Raw genomic sequence first — 5,971 nt, 5'->3', positions numbered from 1 at the left:
TGCGTCGCCGAGTTGTTGACGGAGTTGAACGCGAGCCGCCAAAACGCGGAGGGATATGGGCCGTTGGGGGCGGTGGTTGGAGCGACGTATCCGCAAGAACTGGCGGAAATGCGGGCAGCGCTGCCCCACAGCTGGATTCTGATCCCGGGCTTCGGCGCCCAGGGCGGAGCAGCCGACGACGTGAAGGTCGGGTTTCACGAGGGGGGGATGGGCGCGGTCGTCAACAGCTCGCGGCACATCATTTTCGCTCATGCCCGGCCTGAATATGCCGATAAGTTCGGGGATGCACGCTGGCATGACGCTGTCGCGGCGGCGACGGAGCAGATGAACGCCCAATTGGATCTGGTGAAGTAGCCAAATCCAGGTGATTTTGGTGTTTTCGCGGTTCGAACCCTCTTCCGAACCCGAGCCTCAGTTGCTACCTTTCGCGGTTCTTCGTCGACTGACAGCGTGAGCAACAGTGGCGTGAAAACAAAATGACCCCCAGCAAATGATGGAATCATGGGCAACAAGATGAAGACCCATAAGGGTATCAAAAAACGCTTTCGCTTGTCCGCGACGGGCAAGGCGATGCACCGCCAAAGTGGTACCAGCCACTTGGCAAACGGCTTGACCAAGAAACGTCGACGAAACCTTCGCGGGACCACCGCGGTGGACACCTGCATGGAAAAATCCATCCAGGCTTCGCTCAACGGCTACAGCAACTAACGACCGAATTTCACCCATTTGGATAGGCGAAACATCGACGCAACTTTTTGACGTCGGGGCCTGATTCAAAACAATCTGAAAGGAATGCACCCATGCGTGCGACCAAAGGTGCCGCCCGTCGGCAATCGAAAAAACGTCTCTTCAAACGCGCCAAAGGCTATGTCGGTGGACGCGGAACGTTGACCCGCTCGGTCAAGGAAACGTTGCTCCGCAGTGGCGCGTACGCTTTTCGCGATCGCCGCGTGCGAAAACGCGATTTCCGCCGACTCTGGATCACCCGTCTCAACGCCGCGACCCGCCTGCACGGGCTGCGTTACAGCGAGTTCATCCACGGGCTGAAGAAAGCCGGGATTGAGTTGGATCGCAAGACGTTGTCGGAAATGGCCATTCACGACGAAGCCGGTTTCAAGGCGGTCGTCGACAAGGTCAAAGAAGCGTTGGCAGCGTAGGCTCCGGCCGCGGTTTCCGCCAAGCGTTCAAGCTATGTCTCTGCAAAACTTTCTCTCCGCCCTCGATTCTCTGCAATCCGAGGCGATCGCGACCCTTGATGCTGCCTCCGATGCGGAGGCGTTCGAGGCTGCGCGGGTCAAGTACGTGGGCCAAAAGAAAGGCGCACTGAAAGACATTCAAAAGCAAATGGGCAGCGTCGCGGCCGACGACCGCAAGTCGGCCGGCATGCGGCTCAACGAGGTCAAGCAGGCGATCGAAAAAGCGGTCGCCGAAGCCCAGTCACGGATTTCCGGCGGCGGGGAGAGCGGGGCCGACCCGACGTTTGATCCGACGTTGCCCGGAGTGCGGCCGACGATCGGGCACGTCCATCCGATCACGCAAACGATCACCCACCTGACCGAGATCATGGGGCGGATGGGTTTTGAAGCCGCCGAAGGGCCGGAGGTCGAAGACCCGCACCATAACTTCGTCGCGCTCAATATTCCTGAAGACCACCCGGCACGTGATCCGCTGGATAATTTTTATCTGGCGACTGCGGCCACGGGGGCGGAGAAACAGAACGTCGAAGGCACACGGTTGCTGCGGAGCCAAACCAGCACGGTTCAGATTCGCGTGATGGCCAACCGCAAGCCGCCGATTCGCGTGATCTCGCTGGGCCGCGTCTACCGTCCCGACGATCCCGACGCGACTCACTTTCCGATGTTCCATCAGATGGAAGGGTTGCTCGTCGACACGCACGTGACTATGGCCAACTTGAAAACCGTGTTGCGCGTCTTCGCGACCAACTACCTTGGCGGCGACGTCGAGATTCGATTTCGGCCGTCGTTCTTTCCGTTCACCGAGCCCAGCGTCGAAGTCGACTTTTTGTGGGACGGCAACTGGATCGAATTCGGTGGCGCCGGGATGGTCGATCCCAACGTCTTTCGGGCCGTCGGGTACGATCCCGAAGAAGTCTCGGGATTCGCGTTCGGCCTGGGCGTCGAACGATTGTGCATGCGTCGTCACGGGATCAAGGATATCCGTGATCTGTACAGCGGCGACATGCGATTTCTGTCACAGTTTTAATTCAGTTCCGAGTTCCAGGTTCCAGGTTTCGAGTTGCGATTCCTGAGTGACATGGAACGTGAATCCTGGAACCCCCAAACAGACCATGCTTGTTTCCTGGAAATGGCTCTCCCGCTATGTCGATCTACCGGCCGATCGTGAACAGCTGGAAACGCGGCTCAGTCTGAGCGGATTGAATCACGAGGGGACCGAAACGCCGTCAGAAAATCCGGCGCTGTCGCCCGATGACGTTTGCATCGACTTGGAAGTCACCAGCAACCGTGGTGATTGTTTGGGGCACCTCGGCGTCGCGCGTGAGATTTCGGTGCTCTACAACACCGAACTGCGTGTTCCGTCACCGACGCTCGAAACTTCCAAGACGGACGTCCGGTCATTGCTGAGTGTTGAAAATGAATTCACCGAAGCGTGTCCACGATACACCGCGCGTGTGATTCAGGGGGTCAAGGTCGGCCCCAGCCCGGATTGGATGCAGGCCGCGCTGGCCAGCGTCGGGATCGGAGTGGTCAACAACGTTGTCGACGCGACCAATTACGTGCTGATGGAATGTGGTCAGCCGCTGCATGCGTTTGACTACGCCAACATCGCCGACAAGAAAATCGTCGTGCGGCCCGCGCGGGCGAAAGAATCCATCACGGCGATCGATCACCGACAATACGAACTCGATCCTTCGATGTGCGTGATCGCCGATGCCCAAGCGGCCTCTGCGGTTGCCGGGGTGATGGGAGGCGCCGATTCGGAAGTGACCGAGTCGACCAAGGACGTGGTGATCGAATCAGCGATCTTTGCACCGCTGTCGGTCCGGCGGACCGCGCGACAACTGAAACTGCACAGCCCTTCGTCGTTCCGTTTCGAACGTCGCGTCGATCCGGTCGGCGTGGAATGGGCCAGCCGACGCGTTTGTCAGTTGATCGTCGAATCCGCCGGCGGCACCGTCGCCGAAGGGATCATCGACACCGCACCGGAAATCGAACAGCGGCCGCCGATCGTGTTGCGTCTGTCGCAACTGGAACGCATCCTCGGCATCACCATCGACTCCATCGAAGTCGAGCGAATTCTGACGGCACTCGGCTGCCAGAGTGATGCAAAAATCTCGACCGGTTCCGGAGCGTTCCGCGCACCTTCCTGGCGTCATGACTTGACCCGCGAAGCCGACTTGATCGAAGAGGTCGCTCGGATTCACGGTTACGACAAGATCCCAGAAGACAGTCCGATCCCGGTCGCTCCCAGCAGTAAACGGACGTTCGATTCGGCGACGGAAAAGATTCGCGGCGTGTTGACCGCTGCGGGGTTAAGCGAAGCGATGACGCCCAGCGTGGTGACGTCGAAGTTGGACAAGGCGCTTTCGCCGTGGACCGAGCGACCGGCTTTGAGCACCCAAACGGCGATGCTGAAAGGCGCCAAACGGCTCCGTCGCACGCTGTTGCCGAGTCTGATCGAAGCGCGTGCCAACAACTGGGCGTCGGCATCGATCGAAGCGGACTTGTTTGAAATCGCACACCTGTACCTGCCCGGGAAGTCGGACGAGGACTTGCCGGAAGAACTGTACGCGGTCGCGATGGTGTGCGGCGGCGATTTCTTTTCTGCCAAAGGCGTCATCGAGTCGTTGTGTGAACGATTGGGCGCGCGACAAACCCTGTCGGTCCAGCCGGTCGATTCACCCGGTTTTGTCGCCGGCCAATTGGTCCGCCTGTCGCTCGGGAAATCGTCACTGGGGTATTTGGGTGTGGTTGCGCCCAAGACGTTGAAGCAATGGAAGTTGCCCGGCCCCGTGATCGTCGCCGAACTGTCGATCCCCGCGCTGCTTGCGGACGCCGAATTGGTGCCACAGCAACAGATCGTCAGCATGTTCCCTTCGGTGGAACGCGATTTGAACTTTGTGATGTCCGAATCGGTGCGTTGGAACGAACTGGAGAACGTGGTCCGGTCGGCCGTCGGCCAGCAACTCAAATCGGTCACCTACCGCGAGACCTATCGGGATCCGGAAAAGGACGGCAAGGACCGCAAGCGGGTGCTGTTGTCGGTGCAGTTGCAAAGTGACGAGACGACGTTGAGTGGCGACGATGCCGACGCGTTGGTTCAAAGCGTCATCGGCGCTTGCAAGAAGAAACTCGACGCAGAGTTGTTGGGTTGAGATGCCCATAGAAATCTTTGCGTATTGCACGCACCGCGATCCGCCGGAGCCGGAGTTCCCCCACGAGCCGGTGTTCGTCCGCAACGAATCGACACCGGGGTTCGTCGAACACCTGATGAAACTGGTTCAGGACCTGTTCGAATCCGGTCAAGGACAGATCAGCCAGACGTTGTACGCCGTCTGCCGGCACTTGCAACGAACCAACATGCTGGTGGCATTCAAAGTGGACGGGGAACACGTCGAAGCGATCGCGCCGTGGGCCTGGCAGTCCAATGCGATTTTGTTTTTGCCCGATCGCACGATACGTGACCCCAACGGCGCGGTGTTGCACGATCCGACGGCGGAACAGCCCGACCCGAACGCTCAGCTGCCGTTTTTGCCCGATGCACGGCAACGAAAAGCCCAATCGGAAATCGAGCTGAGAAACCGATTGATCGACACGCCCGAGGCGTTGCCGCCGGTGATCAGCGAGTGGGAAGTCACGCTGCGCTCGGCCGATGAAGTCGTTTGGCGGATGTTGGCGCTGTTCGTCGTCGCGGTCCGGGCCGAATCACTCTCCAGCGGCAAACCGATCCCGATCGCGGCCTTGCGGGAGAAGTCACCGTTGGCGTTCCAGGCGTTGTCGCCGTGGGAAACCGCGTTTCTGGAAAACGCATCGCCGTCAGAATCCGACGTTTCCGCGGCCGGTTGGCGGTATGAAGCGCTGGCGACGCTGCAGTGGGCATTGGGGATGAGCCCGACGCTTCCGTTTCCCGATGCGATTTGTGATGTCCCGGAAGTCGCCCGTCAAATGATTGCGATGCCGGCCCGTCAAATGATCGAATCGGCGACGTTGCGACCGACCGGCGAGATTCTCGATGCCTTGGACCTGAACTTTCGCTTGTTGTGGGCAGCCCGAGACGCGGCGACGCGACAAACCGAACCGCCAGCCGGGATCGAGGGTGGCGTGATCGCAGAGCGGCAGCATGCCCTCAATTGGCTGACGTTTTTCGAGAACGCGGATTGGGATGAGGTCGATATTCCGAGTTCGTAGGTGGTTAGCTGTTAGCTGTTAGCTGTTAGCTGTTAGCTATTAGCTGTGGCTGTGGCTGTGGCTGTTGATTTGTTGGGTCGAGTGGGTTTGGTGGATTGAATTTCGATTCGGTTCATCGTCCCGTTGGGAAGTTGTTGAGAATTCGGTGTCACCCTCCCGTGTGGAGGTCGTGCCGTTTTTAAGTCGCTGATGTTGAGAATTCGGTGTCACCCTCCCGTGTGGAGGGGCGTGCCGTTTTTAAGTCGCTGATCACAAAGGGTTTTCGTCACTCTCCCCCTGGGCACTGGTATTTACACATCTTTTGCATGACAGATCTGTTCTGAGTGGATGGCTTCGGCCAACGGCCGTTTACATCCATCGCCTTGGGCATCGCCCAAGGTCCGCAAACGAGAACGAGAGCGATTGGCCAACGGGCATACACAAATGCCTCGTCAAACGCGAAGGTTGTGCATGGCCGTTGGCCAAATTGAACCTCATTGCGATGGTGTTCCTGGGGCGGCGCAACCCTCGCAAATGCTCGGTTTGCTTGCCCCAGGCTATGGATATGCATGCCCTTTGGGCAAAAAGCGACTTGTGTAGATACC

At 58.9% G+C, this 5,971-nt stretch carries 5 protein-coding genes and 1 pseudogene; all 6 read left to right on the top strand.

Annotation, left to right across the window (positions count from 1 at the left end):
• Positions 1–354: pseudogene (locus ABX749_RS18655) on the top strand (orotidine 5'-phosphate decarboxylase); the annotation flags it as partial.
• 147 nt (positions 355–501) lie between these two features.
• Positions 502–708: a 50S ribosomal protein L35 gene (rpmI, locus tag ABX749_RS18650; RefSeq protein WP_095742399.1), complete on the top strand. Its 207-nt coding sequence runs from the start codon at positions 502–504 to the stop codon at positions 706–708.
• Positions 709–800: 92 nt separating this feature from the next.
• A complete protein-coding gene (gene rplT / locus ABX749_RS18645) occupies positions 801–1,157 on the top strand; it encodes a 50S ribosomal protein L20 (protein ID WP_145209939.1) in 357 nt (118 codons plus the stop codon).
• Between the two features lie 34 nt (positions 1,158–1,191).
• A complete protein-coding gene (gene pheS / locus ABX749_RS18640; RefSeq protein ID WP_372897288.1) occupies positions 1,192–2,223 on the top strand; it encodes a phenylalanine--tRNA ligase subunit alpha in 1,032 nt (343 codons plus the stop codon).
• 85 nt (positions 2,224–2,308) lie between these two features.
• Positions 2,309–4,354 (top strand): phenylalanine--tRNA ligase subunit beta, encoded by a 2,046-nt coding sequence (pheT, locus tag ABX749_RS18635; protein ID WP_372897287.1) that lies wholly within the window; start codon positions 2,309–2,311, stop codon positions 4,352–4,354.
• Between the two features lies 1 nt (position 4,355).
• Positions 4,356–5,387 (top strand): DUF4272 domain-containing protein, encoded by a 1,032-nt coding sequence (locus ABX749_RS18630; protein ID WP_372897286.1) that lies wholly within the window; start codon positions 4,356–4,358, stop codon positions 5,385–5,387.
• The last annotated feature ends 584 nt before the right edge of the window (positions 5,388–5,971 follow it).

It is taken from the genome of Stieleria sp., from assembly GCF_041595215.1.
GTDB lineage: Bacteria > Planctomycetota > Planctomycetia > Pirellulales > Pirellulaceae > Stieleria > Stieleria magnilauensis.
The sequence above is the reverse complement of the archived record's forward strand: the minus strand, read 5'-3'. Positions and strand labels throughout refer to the sequence as shown.